The organism is Bradyrhizobium sp. Crot121, from assembly GCF_059512385.1.
On record NZ_JCAMOR010000014.1, the window covers coordinates 14,487 to 39,392 of the forward strand.

The window sequence follows — 24,906 nt, forward strand, 5'->3', positions numbered from 1 at the left end:
TCGCCCACGTTGACCCACGGGCGCTTGCGCCTTGCTCACATCGGCGCTCGCCAGCCGGCCGACCTGGACAGCGCCCGCCAGCTGCGTGCGTCAATCGGCGTGCGTCGCTTTAGGGACGAACGCGGATGATCGTCTTCCCCTTGCGTCGCTCGGTCGGGTTTAAGGCGGCGACGGCATCCTCGAGGGGCGAGACGTTGCCGATGTTCGTCCGCAGTCGTCCGTCCCGCACCCGCTGGACGATCTCACTCAGTTGGGCACGATCGGACTCGACGACGAAGTCGACCGCGAGGCCGTCGGCGGGCCGTGCCTCGGCCGGCCCGACGATAGACACCAGCGTTCCTCCGGCTCGAATCAGGCCTGCAGACCGCTTCCCGATGTCGCCGCCGATGACATCGAACACGAGATCGACTCCGCCGACGTCTTCCAGGGCGTCGTTGTCGAGGTCGACGAACTCCTTCGCGCCGAAGTCGAGCACCGTCTGACGGTCGGCGGCGCGTCCGGTACCGATGACGTAGGCGCCGGCCTCTCGTGCGAGTTGCGTCACCATCGACCCGACTGCGCCGGCCGCACCGTGCACGAGGACGCTCTGCCCCGCCTGAAAGCGGCCGTGCTCGAACAGTCCCTGCCACGCGGTCAGCCCCGAGATCGGCAGGCTCGCGCCGACTGTGAAGTCGACATCGCCCGGCAGCGGCGCGAGGTTGCGTGCCTCAATCGCCACATACTCGGCCAGCGTGCCGTCGCGATACCAGTCCGCGAGGCCGACCACCCGCTGTCCCACCGACAGACCGGTCGTGCCATATCCGAGAGCGGTGACCACTCCGGCCAGCTCGTGCCCCAGGATCGACGGTGTTCGATCACGGTCGAGGCGATCGGTCCAGGTCGAGGGCCACGCCAGCTCAGTCGGGACGAATCCCGACGCATGAACCTGAACGACGACGTCGTTTATCGCTGCCTGCGGCTCGGGCCGCTCCACCAGCGTCATCCCGGCCGTTCCCGCCGCTTGGTCCGTCACAACGATCGCTTTCATGATAATTTTCTCCTCGGTCATTTGTCTCTTTGGCTCGGGAGCGTGGACGCGCCGGCTATCCACAAAATGTCAGCCATTGTCGAAGTCCGGTCTCCATCCCTGCGATCTGCGCTGTCTGCATTGACCGGGGTTCCCACCAAGCCTGATGCATCGGGATCGCTCCGGTCGCCGGTGTTGACGAATAGATGCGTTGCGGCTGGTCATAAAACAGTACCAAGATTGCCAATTTTGGCTGTACCATCGCGCAACGGCTGGCCTCCGCATCCGACTTGATCGTGCCAGAAGGACCCCGCTGGCTGCCCAGATCTGCTGGCTGCCCAGATCTATTGCGCGGTCAGAGAGGGTATCGAGAACGGGCGGCTCACCTCGGGCGCGCGGTCACCCTCTTGGCGCGATCTGGCCGCTCAGCTCGGAAGGACTTGATGTCGCCGCTGGTGTCCAGACCGCCGGTGGAGCGACATTGCCAGTTGTAACGCCAGGCCAGCAGGCACCGCTCGGAATGACGATGTCGCTGCCGCGGCGGCTTGCACTGATCGCCTGGGCTCGGCGGAACGACGCCTGGATCATCGAGGACGATTACCTGAGCGAACTGCAGCTGAAAGGACGGGCGGCTCCGGCTCTCTCTCGACGGCCGGGAGCGAATAATATTTCGACCTTCTTGCGCTGTCGTCGTGATGCTCGACCCAATCCAGGATTTGGCAAGCGCCGCGCCATGTCGCGGGCTCTTCATGAAGCGAGCGAGGTACCTTTCGAGCAGGCGGGCAGCAATGTCGATTGTTCAGACAAGAAGCCGCCGCGCAGGCCATTGGAACAAAAGCATGCAATGTCGGTTGGCCACCAGTTGTCCAAGGAGGAGAGCAATGGATTGGAATCGCGTTGAGGGCAATTGGAAGGAAATGAAAGGTAAGGTCAAGGAGCAATGGGGAAAGCTCACCGATGATGACCTCGACGTCATCGCGGGAAAGCAGGACCAACTCGAAGGTCGTTTGCAGCAACGTTACGGCTATGCGAAGGACCAGGCCAGAAAAGAGATCGATGACTGGTACGGTCGTCAGAAGTGGTAACTTCAAGAAGCCCCGCTTTTGCGGGGCTTTTTTGATCGGAGGTCCAGGGTTTCGACGTCCTTCAGGACAGGAACAAAATGTCGCACCGGCACGTTCTTCATCTGTAATCGGAATGGAGGAATGAGATGAGGAGCTACCTTCTTGCCGCCGCCTTGATGGTGTCGTTTGCCGCCCCCGCTTTGGCTGAAGACGTTGGCGTTGGGGTTCAAACCGGACCGGTTGGCGGAGGTGTCACTATCGGTGAGCCTCGCGATCATCGCGACCGCGATCGGACTACCGTCATCAAAGAACGTGAGCCTCGCGAGACCGACAGGACAACGGTCATCAAGAAAGAAAATGAGGACGGATCTCGCGAGAAAACCGTCATTCATCATGACAACGACTGACCGGGCGACTGGTGAAGACGGCCGGCAACAGCCGTAGAAAATTGGAAAAGGCGATCGGGCCATCAAGCGGGCATTCTTGGATCCGCAAGATACTGCCCGGCCCTTCAACTTCTGAAAGAGCCTCCGCTGCCTAGCGGGGGCTTTCTCATACGAGGCGGCATGGTCGTACAAGCGCTTGGTCGGAGGTCGGACCCGTGCGATTCCGGTCCACGACGAAGTGCGCTATCATCCGATTCGAGCGCGGCCCACGCCTCCCCCCTCCGATCGGGAAAGTATTGTTCATACCGGGCTACCTGATCATCGAACCGACTGTTCGAGCGCCAAGCATAAGGAGGGATTGCGAAGATTGCTCGCAATCGGAGGTTGCCGATGAAGCTGTCTGCGCCGATCTACCATTTGAAGCGCAAAGCCAAACGACTATCCCGCGAGGAAGGTATTCCACTCCATGTCGCGCTGAATCGCATCGCCCTTCAGGAAGGCTATCGCGATTGGAGCCTGCTTGCGGCGAAGCTGTCCGCGTCCAGGCCCGCCGGCAAGCTGCTTGCTCGGTTGAAGCCTGGTGACCTGGTGCTAGTGGGCGCGCGCCCGGGCCAGGGAAAGACGCTGATGAGTCTTGAGCTCGCCATTGAGGCCATGAAATCCGGCAATCGCGCCGTGTTCTTCACGCTGGAGTATACCGAAAGGGACGTTCTGGATCGCTTCCAGGCCATCGGCGCGGAGTACGCGCGGTTCGACGGACTGTTCGAACTCGACTGCTCCGACGCGATAAGTGCCGATTACATCACGAGGGTGTTGGCGACGGCAGCTCGCGGCACCCTGGTGGTGGTGGACTATCTGCAATTGCTCGATCAGAAACGTGAACACCCGGGATTGGCCGAGCAGGTTCGCGTGCTGAAATCGTTCGCGCGGGAGCGGGGGCTGATCATCGTCTTCATCTCGCAGATCGATCGCTCCTACGATCCGGCGAAGAAGACGTGTCCTGACATTGGCGATGTCCGGCTGCCTAATCCGCTGGACTTGCGGCTGTTCAACAAGACATGCTTCTTGAACAAAGGCGAAGTCCAGTTCCGGGCGGTGAGCTAGCGCGGGCCAATCCGGTTCTGCTCCTGTCGTGTGCCAAATCGATCGTGCGCGACAGGGGCTGCAACGCCCCGTTGCTCCGTTTCTGATATCGCCAGTCGTGTTCACGCCTTCGGCAGGCTCGGCGGAAACCAATCGTTAGGATTCGGTCGGGTCCGCTTTTTCCGGCTTCGATTCGTTCTTTGAGAACGAAATGAAGTCAGATGCAGAACAGTCAAAGACAGGTGCATGGCCCGCAAAACAGCGCGCCCCGCCGCGGGCGTGCTAGTCGCCTCTCTTGCATTCACTCTCGCGCGCAACCACTGTCCGGCAACGCGCTAAGGGGCGGCCGCGATGGCTTCGATCTCAATAACGAATTCCGGCCGCACCAAGCCGGCCACCATTATCAGCGTCGTCGCCGGCGGCGTTCCCGGAAACTGCCGGTCGCGCGATCGCCTGTAGCCCTCCATGTGCTCACGGGCCGTCACATAGACGCTGAGGCGGACGACGTTCGCCAGCGTCATCCCGTCCTCGGCAAGGATCGCCGCAATGTTTGCGAAGCAGAGATCGGCCTGCGCTTCGCTGTCCGCGGGAATCCTCTCATCTGGAGCGATGCCGAGTTGCCCCGCAGTGATCACCAGCCGGTGGCCCGCCGGCACGGCGATCCCGTGGCTGTATCGCGCCAAGGGCGGTCGAATCGACGAGGGAGACAGTGCACGCATGGCGACCATCCTGAATGGAGACAAAGGGCAGATGATGCAGCCAATGTTAGTCAAAGCTGCGACGCAGCGTCAATGAGATGACGCCGCCACGTTCGGCGGAAACCAATCGTTAGGACGCTGTCCGGACCGATGTTCGCGGCTTCGATTCGTTCCTTGAGAACGAAATGAAGTCAGATGCAGAACAGTCGAAGGCAAGATGCATCGCGACGGAAAACAGCATGCCCTGCCGTTGGCGCGCTAGTCGCCTTTCTTGCCATCGCTCGGAGGCGCAGGCCTCGGTGGCGGTGGGCTGCCCACGCTGCCGGGGGTACCGCCGGTCCGGGCTCCAGGTTTGAGTGGCGGCGCGCTTCCGCCCACGGCGCCTGTTGCAGCGGCCGGGTCTCCAGGCCGGGGCGGCGGTGGACTGCCGACGCCTTGCGCAAACACCTGAAGTGGCGCGAGTGCGAGAGCTGCGGCAATCAGCATGGAGAGCTTACTTTTTGACATTCGCTTCTCCCAATGATGTCCCACGATAACCTTCAGGCCAGGTGCGAAGTTCCTCATCGACCCATCCGATCGATCTCCGCCGCAGCGAGTTGCGCGATATGCAGATCGATCTCCGCCATCGGATCGCCGTCGCCCAAGTACCAGGCTGCAGACAGACCGGTCCAAGCAAGGATCCAGCGAAGCAGGCGAAGCCGGTCGAGCTTTGCGGCTTCTGCGACGATGTCCAGACGCCGTGCAAAGCGGCCCGGCACGGTGGCCACCGGCCGCGTCGGGTCGGCGAGATCGGGATTGGTGAAGATGTTGGCGAAGTCGAAGCCGCGCTCGCCCATGATGTGCTTGGGATCAATCGCGAGCCAGCCGCGCGCGCCAAAGTCCAGCACGTTGTCGTGGTGCAGATCGCCATGCAGGACGACGATGTCGCGCTGATCGCGGAGCAGGGCTTCGGCCGTCTCGGTGCAGCGGGGAAGAATCCCGCCGTAGGTTCGCGCGGCTGGCGCGAGTTCGCGAAACCATTGCGCCAGCGGTATCAGCTTCGGCAAGGCCTTGGCGCGGGGCGCATGAAGGCGGGCGGCTGTCCGGCACAAAATGCGGCAGGCCTCATCGTCCTGTCCCGTTCGGGCCATGTCGCTGAGAGAGGCCGGACCGGTGGCGCGCTCCAGCAGCAGCGCGTGTTCGTCGCGTGCCAGCACGCAGGCTGCGCCGTCTCCATCCCACCATTCCATGACTGCGCCGCCGAGGCGTTCGTCCTCCTCGAACGCCAGCTTGAGCATGGCGGGTTCGCCGTGCCGCAGCACCGGCAGCAGCCGCGCTGCATGGGTGACAATGGGTTCGCCATCACGGACGAGGCGCCAGTTTGAGAGATATGAATCGAACATCCGATGAGCGTATAGCGGCGTTTATCGTGTTGTTCACGCGGTCGTGTAGAGGTAATTCATCGTTATTTTCGCACGAGCGCGATGCATTCTTTGCGCCGCTTGGCGACGCGCCGATTTCTGCGATTTACGCACAAGTCTTTCAAGCGCGGCGCGCTTTCTCCGAAACGGTGTTCCGCGATAGCTCTGCTGTCAGATCAGTTGCAGCCATTGCGAGTCAGGCGGGCATGTCCCTCAAACGATTACCAGAACCACGCTGTTGCGTGGGCGATGATTGCTGCCGTGATCCTCACCAAGGCAGTTACGGAGAAACAAGATGAACAGCCTCAAGATATCAGTCGCTTCGGCCATGATGCTTTCGGCTTTGGCGGCGGCGCCGGTGTTCGCGCAGCAAGCGATTCAGGAGCCCGGCCTGCACGCATTCTATCATCCCAACTCGGATGTGCTGAATTCGGGGGCGAGCGCAAACAAGCTCGTGAATGACGCCAGCGCCTACGCGGCAATGGAAGGCGGTCGTGCTTCGCAATGCGCGCCGCGGGTTCGGTCTCAGAAATCCGGATCGCGAGCCGTTGCTGCAGCGGACAATCGGCAGCTTCGCTGCGACTGACGCATCGTCCATCCTGAATGTCGAACGACAGTGCGGGTTCGCTTCGGCGGCCCGCGCTTCACACGCTGAGAACCGGAGCGCTTTGGTCGCTTCCCTGGTTCCGGATCTCGCCCGGGTCCTCGGAAAGCAAAGCGCGAATTTCTCGCAGCTCTTCCAGGATGAAATTCAGCACCACGCGCGTGCGCGGCGCAAGATGTCGGCGTGAGGAGTAGACCAGGCTGAGCGGAATGTTCGGCGACGGGAAGTTGTTCAAGACGCGGATAAGCTGGCCACTGCGCAGATCGTCGAACACGTCGACCAGCGTGAGATAGGCAATCCCGTATCCGCCTCTGGCGGCCAGATGCACAGCGCTGCCGTCATTGGCGAGGAATCCGCCCGACACGCGAAATTGCTGGGTGCCTTCGTTGGTCACGAACGTCCACATATCCGAATTCTGGCTGGTGGCGTGCACGATGCAGGTGTGCTCTGCAAGTTCGGCGGGCAAGGAAGGCTCGCCATGCTTTTCGATATAGCTCGGCGCCGCCACGGCGACGCGCGAAATCGTGCCTGCGTGACGAACGACCAGCGATGCATCTGATATCTCGCCGGCGCGCATCGCTAGATCGAGACGATCTTCGATCATGTCGCCGATCCGATCGCTCACCACGAGCTCGACCTTCAGTCCCGGGTGATCCGCGAGCAACTCGGGCAGACGCCGCGCGAGGAAGCGACCTGCGGTCCCCGTCACGCCGACGCGGACCAGGCCTATGGGAGAGGCGCTCTGTCGTCCCACGGCGGTCAGCATGCCCTCGACGCCGTCCAATATCGGTCGCGCGAGGAGGACAAGCATCTGTCCGTCATCGGTGAGGCTGATCTTTCGCGTGGTGCGATGGAACAAGCGAACGCCAAAGTGCTCTTCGAGCTGCGAAATCTGGCGGGCGACCGCGGCCTGGCTCACATCACGCTCGCGCGCGACGGCGGAGAACGAAAGAACTTCCGCTACGCGTACGAGGATGCCGAGGCTGCCGAGAAGGTCCATCGCCGGTGCGCCTGTTCTCTAAGGCTCTGCCACCTGCAGACGTGCTTTCTCCAGCCTTTCCTTAAGAGAGAATAGTTTTCCACTGAGTTCATCGAGTTCGCCGGGCGCGAACTCCGCGAAGATAAATTCAATCAATGAATCTCGTCGCGGTGCCAGTCCTTCCAGATGCTCCAACGCTCGATGCGTCAGCGACAGGTTGACGATTCGTCCGTCTCGTCGCGACGTCTTTCTCTGGATTAAGCCCTCTTTCTCAAGGATTTTTGACTGCGTTGTGACAAACGATGCTTCGACGTTCAAAATTTTCGAGACGTTGCCGACGGACAACCCGTTGTCGTCGTTGGCATCGGCGAGGATCAGCATGATCTTCCATTGCGGGCCGGTGATTCCGAGCGTTTTCGCCCAGGACTGATAGAGTTCATCAAGAGATGCGTGGAGCGACGCGATTTCCCGACCAAACTGTCGAATAGAGTCTCGCTTCCTCATTGCGAATACATCTGCTCCGTTCATTGGTCATGTCACCGAGTGTAGCTTGGCTGCAACAAGATCGATTTTGTTGTCATTTGATAATGGTGTTATCTAGATCATGACAAATAAGTTCGTTACTTATGCTCGGGCAAGGGGGCTGGTTGGCTCGACGCGATAAATTTTCCGTCAGCTTGAGACACTTGTAATTGGGCATTACGCGAGAGCGATGGGTCTCAGGCCGCTCGTTCCGCTTCGACTGACACCAGTCCGTCAGATCAGGAGGTTGCAATAAAATGACTGTCGTTAGGACATTCGTACTTGGTGGGGCCGCAAGCCTCATCACTCTGGCGGGCGCGCAAGCGGCCGATCTTCCGGTGAAGGCGAAGGCCGTCGAATATGTGAAGGTTTGCTCGCTGTACGGCGCCGGCTTCTGGTACATCCCGGGCACCGACACCTGCATGAAGATCGGTGGCTATCTGCGCGTGGACGCGACCTTCAACGGCGGCATCCATGGCACCCCGGCGTGGAACGGCGATATCGGTCAGGGGAACCGTTATCGCGATTACTTCGCCGCTCGTTCCCGTATGGCGCTGACGATCGATACCCGCACCGCCACCGAATATGGCGTGGTCCGCACCTTCGGTCAGGCCGACTTCCAGTTCTCGACGCTCGGCGGCAGCACCTACAACCCGAACTCGATCAATACCGGCCTGCCGGTTGCCGGCTCGCAGTTGCTCGACACTCCCGGCGGCGGCTACGTCGCGGTCGAATACGTCTTCATTCAGTTTGCCGGTTTCACGTTTGGTAAGTCTGCTTCCGCCTACGCTACTCCGTGGCAGGGCTTCCCGGGCAACATCAACTCCAACCTGCTCGGCGGCCAGAACACCGACACCGGTGTGAACAACATCCAGTACACCGCGCAGTTCGGCAACGGCATCTCGGCCAGCATCGGCTTGGACGATCCGACGGTCTGGGATCGCACCGCGGTCTACAACCTGTCGCTGCCTCTGAACGCGACGTTCAACACGGGCAACGCCTATGCGGGCGTTCACGCGCCTGACGTGGTCGGCAACATCCGCGTCGACCAGGCTTGGGGTCTGTTCCAGATTTCGGCCGCGGCGCATGAAGTGAGCGGCTCCTACAACACGCTCAACGCACTCGGCGCACCGGCCGGCGGCGTGGGTCTGCCGGGTGCGGCACCGACCGGAGCGTCCGAGCTTTCCGGTCACCCTGACACCAAGTGGGGTGGCGCGGCGATGATCGGCGTGAACATCAAGAACATCCCGACCGGCCCCGGCGACGACATCAAGTTCGACGTCAGCTACGCCAAGGGCGCGACCAAGTACGTGATCTCCACCTCGTCGTCCTCGCCGAGCTTTGCGATGTTCGGCGGCGGCGGCGCGGGCGCCTATCAGAGCATCGGCTTCGGTGCCACCACCGACGGCGTCTACCTGCCGGTCGCGGCCGGTGGCGACGGATCGTTGCATCTGACGGAAGCCTTCGGCGTCCGCGGCGCCTTCAACCACAACTGGGATCCGTACTGGTCGACCAGCCTCTTCGGCAGCTATTCGGCGGTCCGGTATGATGGTGCGGCGAAGGCGTTCATGTGCCTCAACTACACCACGCCGGCCAAGGCGGTCAGCGCGAATTACGTCTGCAACCCCGACTTCAACGTCTCGCAGCTCGGCGCGGTCACCCGCTGGACCCCGGTCAAGAACCTGACTTTCTCGGCCGAATTCCAGTGGTTCCACCTCGACCAGAGCTTCCAGGGCTCCGCCGTCCTGGGCCCGTCGGCGCCCAAGCCTTCGGCCCGCTACGAGTTCAAGGACCAGGATACCTACCTGCTCCAGCTCCGCGCGCAGCGTAACTTCTGAGGACAAAGAGCCGCAGCGCAGCTCGTCTGCGGCTCCAGATCATGATCCGATTAGACCAATCGGATCATGGTCCATCTATCTGTTTGAGCATGATCTTTTCGGAAAACCGGTTTCCACTTTTCCGGATGATGCTCTACCAACGTCAACAGGGACCTGCCGCAAACAGATCTTCGTGTTGACCTCCAGGGACCTCCGGCGATGCCCCGCCGGAGGTCTTTCCTTTGAGATGACATATTATTCACGTGACATGGTGTCCGCGCGACATATTGTTGTTGCGCGTGTTCCGCTTTTGCTCATATTTTATGCAGAACCCGCCGGTGAATTTCGATTTTCGCTCTGGCGTTTCCTATGGCGGCCGATGCAGCATCCCGCGCCCTGTCGGCGCTCCAGGGGCGCTTCCAGAAGGAGCAGTCGGGGGCGCCGTCGGTCATGCCCATCCTGTCCCGCGAGCATATTGAACCAGCAGAAATGTCTTACCTTGACGATTCCCTTGGCTATGCCCTCCATCGGGCACAATTGGCGGTGTTTGAGGGAATTCTTCAGTGTTTCGCTGAGTCCGACGTAACGGCTGCGGAATTCCTGGTGCTTGTGGTGGTGGCGGAGAACCCCGGCATCAACCAGGCTGATCTCGCCAAGAGCCTTGAAGTGGAGCGCCCGAGGATCGTTCCGACCCTCAACAGCCTGGAACAGCGCGGGCTAGCCAAGCGGACCCAAGTCGCCCAAGATGCCCGCGTCAGGCAGATCCATCTCACCAAGAGCGGCCATCAGCTCGTGAAGGTGCTGCAACGGCGCGCCCGGGACCATCAGAAAAGGATCATGGCGCGGCTCGATGAAACCGAGGCAAAGGTGATTCTCTCCTGCCTCTGGAAACTTGCAGGGCGGGATTGTCCGGACGAAGAGCGCGTCCGTCGGAACGGAGCGCAAGTCCGCAGCGTCTGAGTCTTCGCCGCGAACGTGCTGTGGTCACCGCTGTCGTTTCTCATTTTCGCCGCGGCTGACGATCACGCCTGGACGTTGATCAGCTTCGCCGCCGTCAGGCCGAGGATGTCGGCCTTCTCCTCATCGCTCAATGACGTGCATGCGAAGATGTGGTCGACCGGCTGCAACTGCCATGGATACGGATAGTCGCTGCCCAGCACGAGCTGCGACGCGCCGACCTGCGCGGCCAGATGCCGGATGGCCTCCGGCGTGAACACCAGCGAATCGAAATAGATCTGCTTGAGATATTCGGTCGGCCGCTTCTTCAGCTTGATGTCGGGATTGCAATTGGCCGGGCTGACCAGGCAGGCGTGATCCGCACGATCCGCATAGGAAGGCAGATAGCCGCCGCCATGCGCGGCGATGATCTTCAACCCGGGGAAGCGGTCGAACGAGCCTTCGAAGATCAGGTGCGCCAACGCGATACTGGTCTCGGTCGGGTAGGCAACGAGGTTGGAGAGCCAGCCGTTGCCGGCAAGATGCTTGTTCAATTCCGCGATGCCCTGCGGATGGATGAACAGGGGGACGCCGAGCTCTTCAGCCTTGGCCCAGACCGGGTGAAATTTGGGATCGGAAAACGGCATGCCCTCGACCATGCCGCCGATCGCCGCGCCTTTCAGCCCCTGTTTCCTGACCGCCGTCTCCAGCTCGTTCACCGCGAGATCGGGCGCCTGCAGCGTCAGCGAGGCGAAGGCCGCAAAGCGCTCGGGCTTGGATGCACAAAGCTCGGCCAGCTTTTCGTTCTGCATCTCTACGATCTTGCCGGCGAGCTCACGATCGCGGCCGTACCAGAACGGATTGATCGACAGCACTTCCATGTCGACCGCCTGCGCGTCCATCGCCGCCAGCCGCTGATCGAGATTGATGAAAGCTTCCTCGGCGCCGCGCACCGGAGGCACCTGGATCTTGCTGGCATCGTTGCCCAGCAGTGCGCCGGCTTCCCGGATCTGGCAATGCGCGTGAACGTCGATGGTCTTCACACGTTTGCCGTTGACGCTGACCGGCAGCGTCTGGCGCGCCGGCTGCTGCGCGTGCGCGCTGCGCAACAGGCCGCAACTGCAGAACATGATGCTGGCGGCAGCGCCGCCCTTCAAGAAGTTTCGACGGGTGGTCACGCGGGTTCCTCCCAGTTCTATTTTTGAAGTGTGCAAGGTAAGGTAGTAAACGCGGCCTCAACAAGGCAGCCGGTGCGCGCCGCACAAAATGCAACCGCGGCAACTTTTCAGAGGCGCTTCTCGAAGAACGTGTCCGGATACGGATCGTCGTTGAAACGCTCGATCTCGTTCCAGCCGCTGTTGCGGTAAAGCTGCTGCGCCTCCGGCAGCGCGCTGTTGGTATCGAGACGCAGGACCTTGATGGACAATTCGCGCGCGATGTCCTCGGCGGCCTCCATGAGACGATGTGCGAGCCCAAGGCCGCGCGCTGATGGCGCGACCCACAGCCGCTTGATTTCCGCGATCTCGCCGCCACCGCCCTTCAGTCCGACGCAGCCGATCGGCAGGCCGTCCGATATCGCGACGAGGAACGCGCCGCGCGGGCGGATCATGTCCACGGCTTCCGGATCGCGGGACAGCGAGACGTCGAAGCCGTTCTCGAAGCGGCGCGCCAGCTCGGCATAATATTCACCGAGGCAGTATCTGGCGTCCTCGCGCCTCGGGTCGATTTCCTCAAGCACGATGCGGCCGCACCCGAGCGCGGAAGCGACCAGGTCCATCGCACGCAGAAGTTCTTCCTGCCGCGAGTGGCGGGCCAGGAAGTCTTTGGCCCGGGCGTTGGAGAGCGCTTCATAAGCGCGGAATTCGGAACGGCCAGTCCTGGTCAACCGGGCGACGCGCCGCCGTGCATCCTCGGGATGCGGCACGGTCTCGATCAGGCCTTCGTCTTCCAGGCCGCGCAGCAGGCGACTCATCAGGCCGGAGTCGAGGCCGAGATAGTCGCGGATCGCCGCAACATCGGACTGCCCATGCCCAATCGCGTTGAGCACGCGCGCGCTGCCGAGCGGGCGTCCGCGCCCGAGAAAGGAGGTGTCGAGGGCGCCCACCTCGGAGGTGACGGCACGGTTGAAGCGGCGGACACGCGCGATGGGATCGAGCGGCATGATACCTGACTTTAGTCAGATAAATTGTTCTGTCAATCGAGGGCGGGGCGAAGTTGGGACGAAGCCCTGCGCACTGCGTCATGTCGTTCGCCAGATCCGGGCTCGCCAGCAGGCACTTACCGCGCCCGTTAACCCAACCTCTTAACAATCCGTAAACACCTGCAAGCGCAGCCTCCGCACCGGAGGTGCAGCATGCTCATCTACCCCGTACCTGTCGAAGTGACGAAGGCGAGGGTTCAGCTTCTCGCCCATCAGATGGAAAAGGCCCCGCCTCGTGTCATCAACGAAGCCGTCCTTGACGTCTTCGCGGCCAAGAACAAGGTCGAGCGCGACGCTGTCGCTGTCGATATCAAGGCGTAGCGCGCGGCCGTCCTTGCAGTGAGAAAAGCCGCCCCTCACGTTGCGCCCACGCGATCTCTGTTGAGCAACGGTGGCGCGGACCTATCGGAGCGCTCGGGCGTTGATGGCAGACCATCCCGGTGATGGTGGCGCCATTGTCTCACCGTAAGGTCATGCAAATGAAGCGGCAGTTCATCATCGCTCTCGGTGGGTTGACGTTCCTGCTCGCGTCATTCGCTTCCGGGCAACCGATGGCGCAAGACGCGGGCGCATCGGGACAGCAACTGTTCAACAATTCCTGCCGCACCTGCCACACCACGAAAGAAGGTGACAATCGCTTCGGTCCGCATCTGCACAATATCATCGGCCGCAAGGCCGGTTCGCTGCCGAATTATCGCTACTCCGAGGCGATGCAATCTGCCGATTTCGTGTGGGACGAAGACAAGCTCGGACGCTTCATTCAAAATCCGGATGCACTGGTGCCGGGCAACGGCATGACACCCTATACCGGAGTCCGGTCCGCCGAAGACAAGGCGAAGATTATCGCTTTCCTGAAGTCGTCCGGCCAGTAAGGCGCGCCGCCTTCAGTGCGCCGGCACGACGAAGACCTGGCCGGGATAGATCCGGTTGGGATTGCGGATTTGTTCCTTGTTCGCCCGGTAGATGACGGCATAGCGTTGCCCCGCACCGAACGCGCGCTGGCTGATGCGCCAGAGGCTGTCACCGCGGGAGACGGTGGCGGTCGTGATCTTCGGCACCACCACGGCGGAGGGCGAGCCCTTGTCGGACGGAGCGGTCGCCTGGGCAGCGGCCAGCTTGGTCGGGGCAGCTTCCGAGGGCTTGGCCTGCGCCGGCAAGGAGGCGGTCGTCAATGTGCTCGGAACGTTGAACGGCACCTCGGCGCGCGCGCGGACGGCGCCTGAAGCAGCCTCCACCTCGTCCAGCCTGATCCGGTAATTGCCTGCCGCCACGCCGGCATTAATGGCGACGGAGAGGCGCCCGTTGTCGTCCGACGTCACGGCGGTGACAAAGCTGTCGTTGAGATAGAGCCTCACGGCGGCGCCGGGATGCGCGCGACCGCTGACACGGAGCTTTCCGCCCGGCTCGGTCTCGATCGCTTCCACGACGATCACGCGCTCCGCCGCCGGCGTCGGGGCGGGATCCTGCGAGAGCACCTTCACAGGTTTATCCGGCGCTATCAGCGCTACGATCGGCTGCTCCTTCCCGGCAGGCTCGAGCGCCACCGCGACGCTCTGCTTGGACGCGGTCTCCTTGCCGTCCGGCTGCTTGACGCGCAGGGTGAGATCGTAATTCCCCGGCGGCAGTGGACGCGGGATCATGGCGAATTGTCCCGATTGATCGGCGACGATGCGATCGTGCAATTCGCCGTTGCGGAGCAGCTCCACCGTCGCACCCGGCGTCGCCCGGCCCGCGATCACGGCTTCGCCTGTTGGCTCGATGCGGACAACGTCGAACTCCGGCATGCCGTCGCTGCTACCCGGGGCGGGAGGCAGGCCGGTAAGCGCTGTTGCGAGGTTGGCCGCCTCCGATTGTAGGGCCGATAGAGCCGATGGTGCCTGATCGCGCTTGTCCGATGCCGAATCCTGCGCTGCAGGCGCAGACGTCGTGGCGGAGCTGGTGTCCACCGGTGGCGTTTGCCGCGCGGGAGGAATGAGGAAGAACAGCGCGACGACGCCGGCGATGGCAAATGCCAGCATCGGCACGACCATTCGGCTTATCGACGTGGCGCTCATGATGTTCATCCGTTTGGCCGAATCGCTTGACGGCGCGTGGCGCAGCATGTCGGGAACAGTGCTCCCATCTGTTCAGTCCATCAAGTAGCCTTCAAATCGCTTGGTAGATTGGTCAGCCAGGCTGACTTAATCTGCCAGCGCTCCTCAGTGCCAATCCGCCAAATTGATCGCGAGCGCGATGGCGCCGACCAGGACCAGGCTCACGGCCCAGACCGTCTCCAGATTGAACCAGCTTCTCGCCACATACCTCACGCCGAGATAACGATACACCAGCCACGCCAGGCATCCGCCGGCGGTGATCATGGCTGCGGTGTGGACCAGGGCGACCAGCAGCGCCATCGCGAGGTTCTGGTTGACGACGCCTGCCGCCGCCTCGTGGCCGTCATGGATGCCGGAAGGCAGGCAGAGCCCGAGATAGAGCGGCAGGATCATCAGCCCGGCGCCATGGGCGATCGCGACCGCGAACGACCACAGGCCAAGTTGCGTCGGCGGTATCCGTGCCAGCGCGCGCGGATGGCGAGGCCTGAGCAGTCGCGTGACGCCAAAGGCGATGACGAGCAGGCTGGCGCCGGCCTGGATCGGGCGCTGCCACTCGACCAGCGCGATCAGGAGCGCGAACGGCAACAGCACCAGCAGCATTGCAAAGAGGTGACCGACCGACAGCGGCAAGAGCGCACTGACGAGTGCACGAGGGGATTTCTCCATCAGGCCCGCGGCGACCGCGAGCGGCCAGCCCATGCCGGGATTGATCCCGTGATAGAGGCCGCTCGCGACGATGCCAAGCCAGAGCCAGAGGATGGGCGTGTCTGCCTCGTTCAATTCCAGACCGACGGATAGCAGAAGGAGTCCGTCGAGCAGTCGCCGCCTTCGAGGCGGATCTGATGCGCGCGGTAGCCATCGGGGAAGCTCACGAAGTAGTCGCGGGCGAGCTCCAGCCCGCCCTGCGGTCCGACATTGGCCATCACCTTGGCGCCCGGCACGCCGTCGGGATAGAACTGGTCGTCCCAGCTCGAATAGAGCGAGTTGGTCCAGTACACGCGCTTGCCGTCGCGGCTGATCTCGACCATCTGCGGGCCGCCGGCGAAGGCTTTTCCATCGGGGTGTGGCGTGCGGCGCGCGATGCCGCCGATATGCACGGAGCCGGCAAGTTTCGGCTTCCTGGGATCGCTGACGTCGTATTGGCGCATTTCGCCGGTGCCCCAGCAGGCGACGTAGAGGAAACGATCGTCCATCGACAGATCGATGTCGGTCACCAGCGGCGGCACCCCGCCGAAGCCCTGCAACAGCGGCGGCAGTTTTTCCTTCGGTGCGGGCTCCGCGGGAATTGTCGCCGTCTTCTCGATGTGGAACTTGCCGCCCTCGCGCCACCAGGTCCAGATCGAGCCTTCGAGGTTGGTGGTGTCGACGACGACGCCGACGAAGCCATATTCCCTGACCGGATCATGCGCAGGACGCACCTCGAGCGCCATCTGGTGGTTGGCGCCGAGATCGAGGGTCTGCACGTTGCGGCGGGCGCGAAGGTCCCAGAAATGCAGCCTGTGGCCGTATTTGTTCGACAGCAGATCTTCCGGCACGACGCCGTTCTCGAATTGCGGCGGCAGCGCCCATTCGCTGCTCACCATGTAGTCGCGCGGCAGATTCCACCAGAAGTCATAATGCAGCGTCTGCGGGCCGCGATCGATCTCCCAGCGCCCGAGCACGTCGAAGGTTTCGCAGTCCATGATGAAGATGCCGGGAGGCCCGTTGGTGCCGTCCTTGCCGCTGCCGCCGAGCGTCGAGACATAAATGCCGTCCGGCCCGCAATGGATCGTGTGCGGCCGCGAGTAGCCGGTCTTGCCGAACACTTCCTCGGGCTCGATGATCTTATGAATCTTTGCCTCGAGCGGCGATGGCTTTGTGTCGATCACATAGATGCGCGAAGATCGCAGTCCCGGGATGATGAGATAGCGGCGTTCGACAAAGGCGTGTCCCGTGAGCGGCGACAGCGCGGAGGAGCAGGCGTTCCAGCCGAAATGATGGAATTCATCGCCCTTGTTCGGCATCGTCACGGTATGGACGATCTGGCTGTAGGTCTTTGAGCCCGGCTTGACGTCGATCACCGCGAGCGCGTCGGGCTTGGAGAAATCGGGGCTGAGCAACAGCGTGTAGGCAAAATTCTCCGGCGGCGCTTCCATGGCAAGCTTCGGCGACGCATGGAACGTGGGGTCCGGTCTCATCGTCATGACTTCCTCCGTTATTTCGGCTTGGGCCAACGGCTCGGACGGTCGGAGCGAGGAAACGGCTTGTTCTGGGACTTGCGATCGGGGCTCCGCGGGCGAGGGTTGGCAGCGCCAGCTTACGGCATCGCGCGCCTGCGCGGAATATGCTTGTGGGCGACAGCGGTGCGGCGATTGGGCCCTGCCGCGGAGTTCTTCGACAGCTGCGGAGCGTCGCACTGCGCTCGGGGTCACGCCGAATGGGCAAGTATCTCTGTGATTCCGGTATTCTTCCGTCAACCAAGCTTATTCAGCTTTCGGCTAGGAATGCCTGCCAAGCTGTCGTCATTGCAAGTGGTCGCGACTGAAGCGTGATGACTTCTTCTCGAATTGTGATCCCGCTTTAGCTTCTTAGTTTGAGCATGATTTTTTCGGGGAGGCGGTAGTCACGCTTCCGGATCATGCTTGAGCGACAGTGAATTCCGGAATGATTTGAAACCCGGACCAGCCCGGTTGGCGGTCTCTTCCACAAAGGAGGCCCCTATGCTCAAGGGCTTCGCAATTGCGGTTTTGCTGCTGCTTGGTGCATCGCAGTTCGATCAATACTGCTACGCAGGCCGTTACACGGATGCTGCGCTGTCAATGCTGAGACAGATCAGGCACTCATTTCGGATCTGACGCCCGGCGCTGTCTGCACCGGATCATCGTTCGGGGCGTATACTCGCACGCCTGGGACGCGCAAGCTGCCAATGGCCAAGCCTGCGTTCATTCGGGCTCGATCTGGCGCAGATTTCAATCTATGATTGATAACAGCAGAGTTCGGCGAGAGGCGTGAACCGGGAGGGGTCCAATGCGTTTCAAGATGCTGACGCTTGTCGCGTTGGTCGCGAGCTTTCAGTTCTTTGGCGCATCCAACCGGCTTGATGCCGCAACTGACGGTGAAGGTCCTCAGGAAGTCCTCTGGCCGACAAAATCCTGGCAGACGTCGAGCCCCGAAGAACAGGGGATGGACTCAGCGAGTCTTGCCCGGCTGATAGAGAATGTCGGCACTTATCAGCAGGACAGCCTGACGATCATTCGTCACGGCAAGATCGTCGCTGATGTCTACTACGCTCCGTACATCGCCGGGGTCAGCCATGATTTGAGATCAGTGACCAAGAGCGTCGTCGGCACGCTGACCGCTATTGAGCTGCAAAAGGGCGAGCTTGATAGCGTTGATCACCCGGTCATCGATCTGTTTTCAGACAAGCAAATCCAAGACGTCGATGACCGGAAAAAGGCGATCACGGTGCAAAGCCTTCTCGACATGACGTCAGGCATCGAATGGCTGGAGAAGGCGTATCGCCCCGGCGAGACCATCATGAAGATGTACGAGAGCCCCGATCGGACGGCCTTCGTGCTGAACCAGCCGATGGCTGGCGCGCCCGGTGCCACGTTCAATTACAATGGCGGCAACCCTTATCTGCTGTCCGCGCTCGTCAACAGGAGGTCCGGGCAGAGCGCCTTCGATTTTGCAAAGAAGGAGCTGTTCGAACCGCTTGGCATCCACAGTGCCCGATGGGGAAATGTGGACGCGCAGGGTGTGACGGACGGCGAAGCGGGCCTGTATCTCTCGCCGCACGACATGGCCAGGATCGGCTACCTGTATCTTCACAACGGGCAGTGGGAGGGAAAACAGCTTATCCCGTCGTCATGGGTCGAGAGGGCGAAGTCCGGGCCCGTCGCAGCGACGTCTGGATTTCACTATGGGAACCTGTGGTGGTCTTATCCCGAAAAGGGCGCCTACATGGCGCGCGGCCGGCATTCGCAATTGATCCTGATCATACCGAGGTTGGATGTTATCGTCGTCATGACCGGCGCCCTGCGGGACACCGAGTTCTATTCGGCCTCCGGGCTGATCGACGACATCTCGGGCGCGGTCAAATCCGACAAGCCGCTGCCCGAGAACCCCCTCGCCAAGGCGTTGTTAACCGACGCGATACGCCGAGCCGCGGCCGAAAAACCGTACGCCATCGGCGGCACGCCGGATCTGGCCAAGGCGATTTCGGGAAAGGCCTATCATTTCTTCGACAACAGGCTGCGGTTGAAAAGTTTCACGCTGAATTTTTACGACACGGATTCGTCCTGGGTGATCACGACCTATACCGACAAGTCAGATGGCCGGTTTACAGGATTGGTCGGACTGGACGGAACCTATCGCAAGAGCCCTCCGGCGCAGTATGGGATCAACGCCGCAAGAGGGCGCTGGACCGGCGACCATACATTTGTGATGGAGCGCCGGATCCTGGGGCATGGCGAAATCCAGACCTGGGCGCTGACCTTCGACGGCGACAAAGTGAAGGTGAATTTCGAGAACACCGACGGCTTCAAAGCAGAGCTGCGAGGCGAGAGCACCGAGTGAATGCAGCCCGCTGCGAAAGCGGGCCCGCTCCTGCAACAGATGGAGCGTGAGCCGCACGATGCGTCGATCGAGTATCGGAAGCGGGTATTCGCATCGGTTTGGTCGACGAGACGGTCATGACTATCTCGCCGACCAAGGAGCCAATTCAGTCCGTTCAGCGTCACGACAGGGACTGCGCGACGCCGGTCCGGCGGCGAAGCCTGGATACTTCGACCGGAGTGATTTCTCCATCGAGCCAGTCCTGCTCGCGCGCCAGGGCCCTCCAGGAATCTTCCAAGCGCTTGAAGTAAATTTTCGTCTGCTTGTCGGTTGTCCGCTTTGCAAGCTTTGAACAGATCACCGCGTTATCCAAGAGATGCTGCGATTGCTTCATGGAAAGTCCTCCCGTTCGAAGGAAACGTAGGCGATCGGCAAGGCCATTCAACGAAACTTCCGTGACGATTTGGTCACGCTCATGAACACCTGTTCATCATGAGCGTGCAGTCGCGGGCAAGCGAATGAAGTCAATTCGCGGCTGCAAATGTCTTGCGCAGCGATTTCCGAACGCGCTTACACCTCGACGTTGCGAAGAGCGGGAACATCACGACATTGTCCGCGTTGAGGGTGCCGTTGGAATGCTTCAATGAAGGGCGACCCATGAACAAAGCAACGCTGAACGGAATCGCAACCGCAGGTGTCCTGGCGCTCGCGCTCGGCATCGCTCCGGCGAATGCTCAAGAGGCTGGACGAACGAAAGTCGGCACACTCACCTGCAGCATATCGCCAGGGGTCGGGATGATCGTCGGGGGACAGCGGCAGCTGAGCTGCATCCTTACGTCGGCGAGAGGCAGAGCACGCGAGCCTTATGATGGCACCGTCAGCACGCTCGGGCTCGACATCGGCGCCACATCCGGCGGCCAACTGACATGGGCGGTTTTTGCGCCGACGACACTGCGCCGCGGCGCGTTGGCGGGAACCTATGTGGGGGCCACCGCCGGCGGCACAGTCGGCGCCGGCGTGGGCGCCAACGTCCTGGTCGGAGGATCGGACCGCACGGTCACCTTGCAGCCGCTGTCCGTGCAGGCGCAGACGGGCCTGAATATCGCGGCGGGCGTATCCAACATGGAGCTACGGCCGACCGCTGCGCCGCCTGCACGTCGCAGGGCTCAGTGACTGGAACGAGCCCGGCTCATTGCTGCGTGCCGGCGTCCTTGTTCCGGAATGCTTTCTCTCCGGCATCGGACACTTCGACCCACGTCTTGTCGGGCGCGGCGTCGGCGACGTAGTTGTCGTGCCAGTTCCACCACTTGTAGGTCGGGGTCTGGGGATAGCCTTCGGGCGAGTCCTCCCAGACCTCCTGCCGGCCCAGCGGCGTGATGTCGAGATAGTTCCAGGTGCCTCCCATCTGCTCGTCGCCGCGGTTGTTGATGAAGTAGGTGCGGAACACGCGGTCACTGTTGCGGTAGAACACGTTGGTGCCGTGCCACTCGTTCACGCCGAAGTCGGCGTCGAAGCCATCAGTGATGGTGAACCATGGCATCTGCCAGCCCATCCGCGCCTTCAGCCGCGCGATGTCCGCCTGCGGCGCGCGTGAGACGAAGACGAGGGTGGTGTCACGGGCGTTCAGATGGGCGAGGTGGGCGACCTGATCGGCCACCATGGAGCAGCCGCGGCAGGCGTGATCAGGCCAGCCGAACACGCCCGGCTCGAAGAAGGCGCGATAGACGATGAGCTGACGCCGGCCGTCGAACAGGTCGAGCAGGCTCGTCTTGCCCGCAGGCCCCTCGAACGTATACGACTTCTCCACCGCCATCCACGGCATGCGCCGGCGTTTGGCGGCGAGCGCGTCACGGGCGCGGGTCTGCGCCTTCTCCTTCACGAGCAACTGCTGGCGGGCCGCTTCCCACTCCCGCGGCGATACGACCGGTGGTGTGTGCATGGCGCGCTGGCCGCCTTTCCGTCCGTTCTCTGTCGATGTGTTCATGGCTCCGGAAACCTCCTGATTTGGACGAATTCGCGGCCTCGTGGCGTGAGGCGCGATTCCATTCGCCGCAAGTTGGCAGCGGAAATCGAACGGTGAGAGTAACAAGTGTGGCGCTATTCGGTTCGAGTCGCTGATTGCAGCCGCTATGCGCGAGGCAGACATTCCCCCGTCGATTCGATTGTGGCTTGGGGCCCAGAAGCAGAAGTGTCACTGACGCATTATTGGTGCGCTGCCATAAGGTGTTGGGAGCGGCCTCACCAGCCCCCCTTGCTTGATGTGCCGTATGGCTTGATGCAGACTCTGCTATCTCAAGACTTGTCTATTTGAGGCAAATTCGCGACTGAAGGGCAGGCATTGCCTGCGAGGCTGACATATGAGCGCAGGGCTCGACATGTCCGCGGCGCAAATGTTGCGTCATGGGCGCGACGTGCTGTTCGCGCTGTGCCTCGTGGTCGAACTTGTCTTCGGTCGGGTCACGCCGGCCCACGCGCTCGAACAGGTGTCGCTGCAATTGAAGTGGAAACATCAGTTCCAGTTCGCCGGGTATTACGCTGCGGTCGAGAAGGGATTTTATCGCGACAACGGCCTCGATGTCTCAGTTCGCGAGGGCGGCCCTGGCATCGATGCGGGCCTCGAAGTGGCCAAAGGCGCTGCTGATTTCGGCGTGTGCACGACCAGCGTGTTCGTCAACAGCGCCGAACGCGCCAACAATGTCGTCCTCGCTGTGATCTTTCAGCACTCCGCGGCCATCATCCTGGTGCTGCACCGCGCCGGCATCCATGCGGTCTCCGAGTTGAAGGGCCACGCTTTGATGGATGCCCCCGGCAGCGATGACATCGCCGCGATGCTGAAGCACGAGGGGGTCGGCTACGCGGACCTGCCCCGCATCGCCCATTCCGGGAATCCGCGTGATCTGCTCAGCGGCAAGGCCGATGCGATGGTCGCCTACAGCACCAACGAGCCATATTTGTTCGAAGAGTACGGCACGCCATATCTGGCCTTCTCGCCGCGCGCCTACGGGTTCGACTTTTACGGCGACAACCTCTGCACCTCAAAGCGCCAGATCGCAGCGCATCCGGAGCGCGTAGCAGCGTTTCGCGAGGCGAGCTTGAGGGGGTGGGCCTATGCGCTCGCCCACAAGGAGGAGATCGCCGATCTGATACGAGGCAAGTACGCCGCGCAAAAAACTCAGAAGGCGCTGCTGTTCGAGGCCGCGCGGACCGAGCTGCTGATCGAGCCGCATCTCACGCCGATCGGTCAGCAGAGTGTCGCGCGCTGGAACGCCATCGCGCGCGCTTATGTCGACCTCGGCATGTTGGATGAAGCGAAGCTCCCGGAAGGCCTGATCTATGCGTCTGACGATCAATCATGGCGATCGCAGATGCGGGATCCGAGACCGTGGGCCTTCCTTGCGGTCGTTGCTGCCATCCTGCTGAGCCGGATTCTTTATCGCCGGATTGCGCCCGCAATCGGTGCGCTGCGACTGAGCGCGGCGATGTCGGGATTGTTCGTCCTCCTCAGCATTCCCGCGCTGATATTCATCCTGGCCTACAATTACTGGCAAAACTCGGCCACGATCAATGCGACGCTGAACGACGTCGTGGCCAAGACCAAGCGGGCCAGTATCGATGACGCCCGAGGCCTGATCAATCCGGTCGAGGCCACGCTGGAATTGCTCGCCTCCTTCGCCGCGGAAGATCCCGAGATATTCAAAAAGGAGGAGAGCCGCGAGTTGCTCCACGAGGCGCTTACATCGGCGCCGCAGATCGATGCGGTCTATGTCAGCTTGGAGGACGGCTATCATCGGGTTGTGACCCGGATCGACGATGACCGCCGGCGCTCCGATCCCAAGATTCCGGCGACAGCGAACTGGCATTCCGGCTATATCGACAGCTTCTCCGGCTCGCCGCGACGGGTCCGGCACCGTACGTTCTACGATACGTGGCCCCATGTCGTAGGGAGTTATGACGTTGGGACAATCGAGGACATCAGGACCCTTGCCGGTTACCAGGCGGCGAAAGATGCCCGCGCACTGATCATCGAGGGGCCTCGGCCAAATCCGGACACCGGCTTTCCGGTCATCATTGTGAGAGTCCCGATTATCAAGGACGGTGCGTTCGTTGGCTGTGCTTCGGCAAATATCACGCTCAACGTGCTGTCGCAGTTTCTCACCAGCCATCGCGCCAGCCCGCGCAGCACCACCGTGATCGCCAATCCGACCGATGGCACGATCATCTCTTATCCTGACCCGAAGAAAGGCGTGAGACTGGAGAACGACCGCCTGGAAATGGCCAGGCTGGATACGATTGACGACCCCAATGTGCGCGAGGCTCATCGGCTACAGAGCGATACCAATCGCGACGATTTCCTGTTCCGGTCGCCGCAGGGCGGCGAAGAGATCAGCGCCTCATTTGCCCGCTTTCCAGGAAGTTTCGGCAAACCGTGGGAGGTTATCACCCTGACGCCGACCGATGATTTTATCAGGACCCTCAAGCGAACGAACAGGCAGATGGTCGCCCTGATCGCCGCTCTCACCGGCATCGAGTTGCTGCTGATCCATTTCTTCTCCCGCAGATTGTCACGGCCGATCGAATGCGTGTCGCAGGACTTGCGGTCAGTCGAGGACCTGACGTTCTCGCACGGGGTCGCGACGCCATCAAAGATCAAGGAGATCAAGGAACTCCAAACCGCCGTCAAGCTGTTCGAGACGTCGCTGCGCTCCTTCTCTTCGTTCGTACCGCTGGGCATAGTGAGGAATCTGATCAAGACGGGAACCCCGCTGACACTCGGTGTGGAACAGCGCTTCATGACGGTGCTGTTCACCGACCTGAAGGACTTTTCCACTCTGTCGGAGCAAATGGCGCCGAATGATCTCCTCGCGCAACTTTCGCACTATTTCGAAGTCGTCTCGCACGCGATAGCGGAGGAGTCCGGGACGGTCGACAAGTTCATCGGTGATGGCATCATGGCGTTCTGGGGCGCTCCGGTCCATCGCGACGACGATGTGTTGCGTGGCTGCTGTGGTGCGATGCGGGCGACGAGGCGAATGGAACAGCTCAATGCGGACTGGAGCAAGCAGGGGCGACCGTCACTGCATCTTCGGATCGGGCTGCATTGCGCCGAGGTGCTTGTCGGCAATGTCGGTTCAAGCGAGCGGCTCAGCTACACGGTGATGGGAGACGGAGTGAACGTTGCGGCGCGACTGGAAGGCATCAACAAGAATTTCGGAACCACGATCTGCATCAGCGACAGCGTGGTCGAGGCTGTCGGGCCGGAAATCGTGGCAAGGCCGATCAGAAAGGTTCAGGTCAAGGGTCGCAAGCGGGAGTTCATGATCTATGAGCTTCTGGGCATCAAGGCCAGCGACGATCCGGAGCTACAGGCGTCGGACAATGCAGCCAGACTGTGCGATTTGACGTGGGAGGCCTCGTTACATTTCGAGCGAGGTGAATTCGATCAAGCCGCCCGCCGCTACGAGGGTATTTTGACTGCCTTCCCCGATGATTCAGTTGCAAAGTCGCTGCTCGCGATGTGCTCGGCAAAGGCATCGGCTTAGTCCAGGCTCTTGGACGGAGTCAATTCGGGCGGCGCGCCGCCG

24 protein-coding genes are annotated in these 24,906 nt (G+C 61.7%); 12 read left to right on the forward strand and 12 right to left on the reverse strand.

What is annotated here, in order from left to right; all coding sequences use genetic code 11:
- Nucleotides 1–109 precede the first annotated feature (109 nt).
- Nucleotides 110–1,027: an NADP-dependent oxidoreductase gene (locus AC5ZGW_RS15005; protein ID WP_130226751.1), complete on the reverse strand. Its 918-nt coding sequence runs from the start codon at nucleotides 1,025–1,027 to the stop codon at nucleotides 110–112.
- A gap of 499 nt (nucleotides 1,028–1,526) precedes the next feature.
- Here AC5ZGW_RS15005 and AC5ZGW_RS15010 point away from each other — a divergent pair, with 499 nt between their 5' ends.
- The 4 genes from AC5ZGW_RS15010 (at nucleotide 1,527) to AC5ZGW_RS15025 (ending at nucleotide 3,560) form a co-directional block, all read left to right on the forward strand.
- The gene (locus AC5ZGW_RS15010; RefSeq protein WP_207231044.1) at nucleotides 1,527–1,907 is read left to right on the forward strand and encodes an aminotransferase-like domain-containing protein; all 381 of its coding nucleotides are present in this window, start codon (nucleotides 1,527–1,529) and stop codon (nucleotides 1,905–1,907) included.
- Nucleotides 1,888–2,091, forward strand: a complete 204-nt coding sequence (locus AC5ZGW_RS15015; RefSeq protein ID WP_028166602.1) for a CsbD family protein — start codon at nucleotides 1,888–1,890, stop codon at nucleotides 2,089–2,091. The genes AC5ZGW_RS15010 and AC5ZGW_RS15015 overlap by 20 nt, the downstream gene beginning before the upstream one ends.
- Before the next feature lie 125 nt (nucleotides 2,092–2,216).
- On the forward strand, nucleotides 2,217–2,477 hold the full coding sequence (locus AC5ZGW_RS15020) for a hypothetical protein (protein WP_130226734.1): 261 nt from the start codon (nucleotides 2,217–2,219) through the stop codon (nucleotides 2,475–2,477).
- 369 nt (nucleotides 2,478–2,846) lie between these two features.
- Complete coding sequence (locus tag AC5ZGW_RS15025; protein ID WP_130226749.1) at nucleotides 2,847–3,560, forward strand: DNA helicase; 714 nt, start codon at nucleotides 2,847–2,849, stop codon at nucleotides 3,558–3,560.
- A 314-nt stretch (nucleotides 3,561–3,874) separates the two neighbouring features.
- Here AC5ZGW_RS15025 and AC5ZGW_RS15030 read toward each other — a convergent pair whose 3' ends face one another.
- Complete coding sequence (locus AC5ZGW_RS15030; RefSeq protein WP_028166599.1) at nucleotides 3,875–4,258, reverse strand: RidA family protein; 384 nt, start codon at nucleotides 4,256–4,258, stop codon at nucleotides 3,875–3,877.
- Nucleotides 4,259–4,797: 539 nt separating this feature from the next.
- Complete coding sequence (locus AC5ZGW_RS15035) at nucleotides 4,798–5,619, reverse strand: aminoglycoside phosphotransferase family protein (protein WP_130226733.1); 822 nt, start codon at nucleotides 5,617–5,619, stop codon at nucleotides 4,798–4,800.
- A gap of 267 nt (nucleotides 5,620–5,886) precedes the next feature.
- Here AC5ZGW_RS15035 and AC5ZGW_RS15040 point away from each other — a divergent pair, with 267 nt between their 5' ends.
- A complete protein-coding gene (locus AC5ZGW_RS15040; protein WP_130226732.1) occupies nucleotides 5,887–6,099 on the forward strand; it encodes a hypothetical protein in 213 nt (70 codons plus the stop codon).
- Nucleotides 6,100–6,281: 182 nt separating this feature from the next.
- On the opposite strand, the gene AC5ZGW_RS15045 is transcribed toward AC5ZGW_RS15040, so the two are convergent.
- Together AC5ZGW_RS15045 and AC5ZGW_RS15050 are read right to left on the reverse strand one after the other, a co-directional pair.
- Complete coding sequence (locus AC5ZGW_RS15045; RefSeq protein ID WP_063623407.1) at nucleotides 6,282–7,241, reverse strand: LysR family transcriptional regulator; 960 nt, start codon at nucleotides 7,239–7,241, stop codon at nucleotides 6,282–6,284.
- 18 nt (nucleotides 7,242–7,259) lie between these two features.
- Nucleotides 7,260–7,748, reverse strand: a complete 489-nt coding sequence (locus tag AC5ZGW_RS15050; protein WP_130226731.1) for a MarR family winged helix-turn-helix transcriptional regulator — start codon at nucleotides 7,746–7,748, stop codon at nucleotides 7,260–7,262.
- A gap of 251 nt (nucleotides 7,749–7,999) precedes the next feature.
- On the opposite strand from AC5ZGW_RS15050, the gene AC5ZGW_RS15055 reads away from it, so the two are divergent.
- Nucleotides 8,000–9,580 (forward strand): porin, encoded by a 1,581-nt coding sequence (locus AC5ZGW_RS15055; RefSeq protein ID WP_130226730.1) that lies wholly within the window; start codon nucleotides 8,000–8,002, stop codon nucleotides 9,578–9,580.
- Nucleotides 9,581–9,928: 348 nt separating this feature from the next.
- Nucleotides 9,929–10,519: a MarR family winged helix-turn-helix transcriptional regulator gene (locus tag AC5ZGW_RS15060; RefSeq protein ID WP_051397018.1), complete on the forward strand. Its 591-nt coding sequence runs from the start codon at nucleotides 9,929–9,931 to the stop codon at nucleotides 10,517–10,519.
- A gap of 62 nt (nucleotides 10,520–10,581) precedes the next feature.
- Here AC5ZGW_RS15060 and AC5ZGW_RS15065 read toward each other — a convergent pair whose 3' ends face one another.
- Together AC5ZGW_RS15065 and AC5ZGW_RS15070 are read right to left on the reverse strand one after the other, a co-directional pair.
- A complete protein-coding gene (locus AC5ZGW_RS15065; RefSeq protein WP_130226729.1) occupies nucleotides 10,582–11,673 on the reverse strand; it encodes an amidohydrolase family protein in 1,092 nt (363 codons plus the stop codon).
- Nucleotides 11,674–11,780: 107 nt separating this feature from the next.
- A complete protein-coding gene (locus tag AC5ZGW_RS15070) occupies nucleotides 11,781–12,656 on the reverse strand; it encodes a bifunctional helix-turn-helix transcriptional regulator/GNAT family N-acetyltransferase (protein WP_130226728.1) in 876 nt (291 codons plus the stop codon).
- A 192-nt stretch (nucleotides 12,657–12,848) separates the two neighbouring features.
- On the opposite strand from AC5ZGW_RS15070, the gene AC5ZGW_RS15075 reads away from it, so the two are divergent.
- Complete coding sequence (locus AC5ZGW_RS15075) at nucleotides 12,849–13,016, forward strand: hypothetical protein (protein ID WP_165435279.1); 168 nt, start codon at nucleotides 12,849–12,851, stop codon at nucleotides 13,014–13,016.
- A 122-nt stretch (nucleotides 13,017–13,138) separates the two neighbouring features.
- A complete protein-coding gene (locus AC5ZGW_RS15080; RefSeq protein WP_245474776.1) occupies nucleotides 13,139–13,567 on the forward strand; it encodes a c-type cytochrome in 429 nt (142 codons plus the stop codon).
- Between the two features lie 12 nt (nucleotides 13,568–13,579).
- Here the strand turns inward: AC5ZGW_RS15080 and AC5ZGW_RS15085 are convergent, their stop codons facing one another.
- The 3 genes from AC5ZGW_RS15085 to AC5ZGW_RS15095 all read right to left on the reverse strand — a co-directional run bounded on the left by AC5ZGW_RS15085 (nucleotide 13,580) and on the right by AC5ZGW_RS15095 (nucleotide 16,971).
- Nucleotides 13,580–14,749 carry a LysM peptidoglycan-binding domain-containing protein gene (locus AC5ZGW_RS15085; RefSeq protein WP_245474774.1) on the reverse strand — a complete coding sequence of 390 codons (1,170 nt, stop codon included), beginning with the start codon at nucleotides 14,747–14,749 and terminating at the stop codon, nucleotides 13,580–13,582.
- 144 nt (nucleotides 14,750–14,893) lie between these two features.
- The gene (locus AC5ZGW_RS15090; protein ID WP_130226726.1) at nucleotides 14,894–15,568 is read right to left on the reverse strand and encodes a hypothetical protein; all 675 of its coding nucleotides are present in this window, start codon (nucleotides 15,566–15,568) and stop codon (nucleotides 14,894–14,896) included.
- Nucleotides 15,565–16,971: a selenium-binding protein SBP56-related protein gene (locus tag AC5ZGW_RS15095; protein ID WP_130226725.1), complete on the reverse strand. Its 1,407-nt coding sequence runs from the start codon at nucleotides 16,969–16,971 to the stop codon at nucleotides 15,565–15,567. Before AC5ZGW_RS15095 ends, AC5ZGW_RS15090 begins: the two co-directional genes overlap by 4 nt.
- 823 nt (nucleotides 16,972–17,794) lie before the next feature.
- Between AC5ZGW_RS15095 and AC5ZGW_RS15100 the strand changes: the two genes are divergently transcribed.
- On the forward strand, nucleotides 17,795–19,345 hold the full coding sequence (locus tag AC5ZGW_RS15100; protein ID WP_130226724.1) for a serine hydrolase domain-containing protein: 1,551 nt from the start codon (nucleotides 17,795–17,797) through the stop codon (nucleotides 19,343–19,345).
- 160 nt (nucleotides 19,346–19,505) lie between these two features.
- Here AC5ZGW_RS15100 and AC5ZGW_RS15105 read toward each other — a convergent pair whose 3' ends face one another.
- The gene (locus AC5ZGW_RS15105) at nucleotides 19,506–19,718 is read right to left on the reverse strand and encodes a hypothetical protein (RefSeq protein ID WP_130226723.1); all 213 of its coding nucleotides are present in this window, start codon (nucleotides 19,716–19,718) and stop codon (nucleotides 19,506–19,508) included.
- Between the two features lie 263 nt (nucleotides 19,719–19,981).
- Here AC5ZGW_RS15105 and AC5ZGW_RS15110 point away from each other — a divergent pair, with 263 nt between their 5' ends.
- Nucleotides 19,982–20,497 (forward strand): DUF992 domain-containing protein, encoded by a 516-nt coding sequence (locus AC5ZGW_RS15110; RefSeq protein ID WP_130226722.1) that lies wholly within the window; start codon nucleotides 19,982–19,984, stop codon nucleotides 20,495–20,497.
- 16 nt (nucleotides 20,498–20,513) lie between these two features.
- Here AC5ZGW_RS15110 and AC5ZGW_RS15115 read toward each other — a convergent pair whose 3' ends face one another.
- Nucleotides 20,514–21,308 carry a DUF899 domain-containing protein gene (locus AC5ZGW_RS15115; RefSeq protein ID WP_165435278.1) on the reverse strand — a complete coding sequence of 265 codons (795 nt, stop codon included), beginning with the start codon at nucleotides 21,306–21,308 and terminating at the stop codon, nucleotides 20,514–20,516.
- Nucleotides 21,309–21,681: 373 nt separating this feature from the next.
- On the opposite strand from AC5ZGW_RS15115, the gene AC5ZGW_RS15120 reads away from it, so the two are divergent.
- The gene (locus AC5ZGW_RS15120; protein ID WP_130226721.1) at nucleotides 21,682–24,864 is read left to right on the forward strand and encodes an ABC transporter substrate-binding protein; all 3,183 of its coding nucleotides are present in this window, start codon (nucleotides 21,682–21,684) and stop codon (nucleotides 24,862–24,864) included.
- Nucleotides 24,865–24,906 lie beyond the last annotated feature (42 nt).

What these genes read in the sequence shown, in the direction of transcription:
- AC5ZGW_RS15005 (WP_130226751.1), bottom strand. Translation starts at nt 1,027, where the DNA reads ATGAAAGCGATCGTTGTGACGGACCAAGCGGCGGGAACGGCCGGGATG.
- AC5ZGW_RS15010 (WP_207231044.1), top strand. Translation starts at nt 1,527, where the DNA reads ATGACGATGTCGCTGCCGCGGCGGCTTGCACTGATCGCCTGGGCTCGG.
- AC5ZGW_RS15015 (WP_028166602.1), top strand. Translation starts at nt 1,888, where the DNA reads ATGGATTGGAATCGCGTTGAGGGCAATTGGAAGGAAATGAAAGGTAAG.
- AC5ZGW_RS15020 (WP_130226734.1), top strand. Translation starts at nt 2,217, where the DNA reads ATGAGGAGCTACCTTCTTGCCGCCGCCTTGATGGTGTCGTTTGCCGCC.
- AC5ZGW_RS15025 (WP_130226749.1), top strand. Translation starts at nt 2,847, where the DNA reads ATGAAGCTGTCTGCGCCGATCTACCATTTGAAGCGCAAAGCCAAACGA.
- AC5ZGW_RS15030 (WP_028166599.1), bottom strand. Translation starts at nt 4,258, where the DNA reads ATGCGTGCACTGTCTCCCTCGTCGATTCGACCGCCCTTGGCGCGATAC.
- AC5ZGW_RS15035 (WP_130226733.1), bottom strand. Translation starts at nt 5,619, where the DNA reads ATGTTCGATTCATATCTCTCAAACTGGCGCCTCGTCCGTGATGGCGAA.
- AC5ZGW_RS15040 (WP_130226732.1), top strand. Translation starts at nt 5,887, where the DNA reads ATGATTGCTGCCGTGATCCTCACCAAGGCAGTTACGGAGAAACAAGAT.
- AC5ZGW_RS15045 (WP_063623407.1), bottom strand. Translation starts at nt 7,241, where the DNA reads ATGGACCTTCTCGGCAGCCTCGGCATCCTCGTACGCGTAGCGGAAGTT.
- AC5ZGW_RS15050 (WP_130226731.1), bottom strand. Translation starts at nt 7,748, where the DNA reads ATGAACGGAGCAGATGTATTCGCAATGAGGAAGCGAGACTCTATTCGA.
- AC5ZGW_RS15055 (WP_130226730.1), top strand. Translation starts at nt 8,000, where the DNA reads ATGACTGTCGTTAGGACATTCGTACTTGGTGGGGCCGCAAGCCTCATC.
- AC5ZGW_RS15060 (WP_051397018.1), top strand. Translation starts at nt 9,929, where the DNA reads ATGGCGGCCGATGCAGCATCCCGCGCCCTGTCGGCGCTCCAGGGGCGC.
- AC5ZGW_RS15070 (WP_130226728.1), bottom strand. Translation starts at nt 12,656, where the DNA reads ATGCCGCTCGATCCCATCGCGCGTGTCCGCCGCTTCAACCGTGCCGTC.
- AC5ZGW_RS15075 (WP_165435279.1), top strand. Translation starts at nt 12,849, where the DNA reads ATGCTCATCTACCCCGTACCTGTCGAAGTGACGAAGGCGAGGGTTCAG.
- AC5ZGW_RS15080 (WP_245474776.1), top strand. Translation starts at nt 13,139, where the DNA reads ATGGTGGCGCCATTGTCTCACCGTAAGGTCATGCAAATGAAGCGGCAG.
- AC5ZGW_RS15085 (WP_245474774.1), bottom strand. Translation starts at nt 14,749, where the DNA reads ATGAGCGCCACGTCGATAAGCCGAATGGTCGTGCCGATGCTGGCATTT.
- AC5ZGW_RS15095 (WP_130226725.1), bottom strand. Translation starts at nt 16,971, where the DNA reads ATGACGATGAGACCGGACCCCACGTTCCATGCGTCGCCGAAGCTTGCC.
- AC5ZGW_RS15100 (WP_130226724.1), top strand. Translation starts at nt 17,795, where the DNA reads ATGCGTTTCAAGATGCTGACGCTTGTCGCGTTGGTCGCGAGCTTTCAG.
- AC5ZGW_RS15105 (WP_130226723.1), bottom strand. Translation starts at nt 19,718, where the DNA reads ATGAAGCAATCGCAGCATCTCTTGGATAACGCGGTGATCTGTTCAAAG.
- AC5ZGW_RS15110 (WP_130226722.1), top strand. Translation starts at nt 19,982, where the DNA reads ATGAACAAAGCAACGCTGAACGGAATCGCAACCGCAGGTGTCCTGGCG.
- AC5ZGW_RS15115 (WP_165435278.1), bottom strand. Translation starts at nt 21,308, where the DNA reads ATGAACACATCGACAGAGAACGGACGGAAAGGCGGCCAGCGCGCCATG.
- AC5ZGW_RS15120 (WP_130226721.1), top strand. Translation starts at nt 21,682, where the DNA reads ATGAGCGCAGGGCTCGACATGTCCGCGGCGCAAATGTTGCGTCATGGG.